The 3,108-nt window shown below is 47.9% G+C and carries 2 rRNA genes; both read right to left on the reverse strand.

Features of this window, described 5'->3' with window-relative positions:
• Positions 1–5: 5 nt before the first annotated feature.
• A 5S ribosomal RNA gene (gene rrf, locus DXN04_RS34340) occupies positions 6–117 on the reverse strand.
• Between the two features lie 105 nt (positions 118–222).
• A 23S ribosomal RNA gene (locus tag DXN04_RS34345) occupies positions 223–3,102 on the reverse strand.
• Positions 3,103–3,108 lie beyond the last annotated feature (6 nt).

The following is a 3,108-nucleotide window of genomic DNA, read 5'->3' on the forward strand; positions in this document are numbered from 1 at the left end:
AATAAATATGGCAGCTACCTACTCTCCCGCATGATAGTGCAGTACCATCGGCCATGAGGGGCTTAACTTCTCTGTTCGGAATGGGAAGAGGTGAACACCCTCGGCAAAACCACCATAAGATCTTGAAGATCTTTTGTTACTTAAGCTCCTGTCTGTTTTTACAGCACAGCAGCAGTAACACAATAATTTACATATTGGGAAGTTGAAACACAGTATATAATAAAATTAAAGCTTACGGGCAATTAGTACTACTCGGCTTCGATGTTACCACCCTTACACCTGTAGCCTATCAACGTCGTAGTCTCCGACGGCCCTTAAAAGTAAACTCATCTTGAGGTAGGTTTCACGCTTAGATGCTTTCAGCGTTTATCCTTTCCGTACATAGCTACTCGGCACTGCACCTGGCGGCACAACCGATACACCAGCGGTACGTACGACCCGGTCCTCTCGTACTAAGGTCATGTCCCCGCAATTTACTAACGATCACAACAGATAGGGACCGAACTGTCTTGCGACGTTCTGAACCCAGTTCACGTGCCACTTTAATCGGCGAACAGCCGAACCCTTGGGACCTTCTCCAGCCCCAGGATGTGACGAACCGACATCGAGGTGCCAAACCTCCCCGTCGATATGAGCTCTTGGGGGAGATCAGCCTGTTATCCCCGGAGTACCTTTTATCCTTTGAGCGATGGCCCTTCCATGCAGAACCACCGGATCACTTTAGCCAGCTTTCGCTCCTGCTCGGCTGGTCAGCCTCACAGTCAAGCACCCTTTTACTAATGCGCTCTGCGTACGATTACCAACCGTACTGAGGGTACCTTTGCGAGCCTCCGTTACTTTTTAGGAGGCGACCACCCCAGTCAAACTACCCACCAAACAATGTCCCCGTTACCGGGTTAGACTCTAAACAACAGAAGGTTGGTATTTCAACGTTGACTCCACAACTCCTGGCGAAGCTGCTTCATAGTCTCCCAACTATCCTACACATCTGTGGTTCAAAATCAATGTTAAGTTGTAGTGAAGGTTCACGGGGTCTTTCCGTCCCGTTGCGATTAACCGGCATCTTCACCGATACTACAATTTCACCGAGCTCGTGGTAGAGACAGTGTCCAACTCATTAGACCATTCGTGCAGGTCGGAACTTACCCGACAAGGAATTTCGCTACCTTAGGACCGTTATAGTTACGGCCGCCGTTTACTGGGGCTTCAGTCAGAAGCTTTGGGTTACCCCGAACATCCTTCCTTAACCTTCCAGCACCGGGCAGGTATCAGGCTCTATACGTCATCTTTCGATTTTGCAGGGCCCTGTGTTTTTGTTAAACAGTTGGTTGGACCATTTTACTGAGACCGCATTACTGCGGTACGCCTTATCCCGAAGTTACAGCGTCAATTTGCCTAGTTCCTTTACCACGGATCACTCGAGCGCCTGAGGATACTCTCCTCGACTACCTGTGTCGGTTTACGGTACGGGCTGCTATAACCTAACCTTAGAGGTTTTTCTTGGAAGTCTGATTAGAGACACTATCAACGCAGCCGAAGCTTTGTCGTACTATCAGGTTCATCATCTCTTGCGGATTTTCCTACAAAAAATATAACTACACCCTTTAACGCACTATTCCGTAAGTGCGCGGTCTGTTCACTACTCCGTTACCCCATCGAAATTATAGCAGGTACTGGAATATTCACCAGTTTGCCATCAGCTACGCCTCTCGGCTTTGCCTAAGGACCCGACTAACCCTGATCCGATTAGCGTTGATCAGGAACCCTTAGTCTTACGGCGAATAGGTTTTTCACCTATTTTATCGTTACTTATGCCTACATTTTCTTTTCTAAACGCTCCAGCATATCTCGCGATACACCTTCAATGCAGTTTAGAATGCTCCCCTACCGATTATCTTGCGATAATCCTAAAGCTTCGGTTGTATGTTTGATGCCCGATTATTTTCCGTGCTCAAACCCTCGACCAGTGAGCTGTTACGCACTCTTTAAATGAATGGCTGCTTCCAAGCCAACATCCTGGCTGTTATAGGATTTGAACTGCGTTTGTTCAACTTAACATACGATTAGGGACCTTAGCTGTTAATCTGGGTTATTTCCCTCTCGGCCATGGACCTTAGCGCCCACAGCCTCACTCCCGTAGATAATATCATAGCATTCGGAGTTTATTAGGGTTTGGTAGGCGGTGAAGCCCCCTAGCCCAATTAGTAGCTCTACCTCTATGATAACTCTGAATACGAGGCTGTTCCTAAAAACATTTCGGGGAGAACGAGCTATCTCTCAGTTTGATTGGCCTTTCACCCCTATCCACAGGTCATCCCATAGCTTTTCAACGCTAATGAGTTCGGTCCTCCAGTTTGTGTTACCAAACCTTCAACCTGCCCATGGATAGATCACAAAGTTTCGCGTCTACCCCCACTGACTATATTACGCTCTGTTAGAACTCGCTTTCGCTACGGCTCCGCAACTTAAGTGCTTAACCTTGCCAGTGAGGAGTAACTCGTAGGCTCATTATGCAAAAGGCACGCCGTCACCCTTTAACAGGCTCCGACCGCTTGTAGGCGCACGGTTTCAGGTACTATTTCACTCTTCTGTTCGAAGTGCTTTTCACCTTTCCCTTACGGTACTGGTTCACTATCGGTCTTTAGGGAGTATTTAGCCTTACCAGATGGTGCTGGCAGTTTCACACAGGATTCCTCCGGTCCCGCGCTACTCAGGATACTACACGTCCATCAGAATTTCCGCTTACAGGGCTATCACCTGCTATGGCTCATCTTTCCAGATGATTCAGCTTGATCTGATTTTCTAAAAGTAGTCCTACAACCCCGTGGCAGCACGCCACCACGGTTTGGGCTATTCCCCGTTCGCTCGCCACTACTTAGGGAATCATTAATTTATTTTCTTTTCCTGCAGGTACTTAGATGTTTCAGTTCCCTGCGTTGGCCTCCTTTCGGATAATACACCTTCAGTGTACTGGGTTGTCCCATTCGGAAATCTACGGATGTAACGATCGTTTGCATCTCCCCGTAGCTTATCGCAGCTTACCACGTCCTTCTTCGCCTCCTAAAGCCTAGGCATCCGCCATGCGCCCTTATTCGCTTTAAATATCTT

It is taken from the genome of Chitinophaga silvisoli (genome assembly GCF_003412465.1).
Lineage (GTDB): Bacteria > Bacteroidota > Bacteroidia > Chitinophagales > Chitinophagaceae > Chitinophaga > Chitinophaga silvisoli.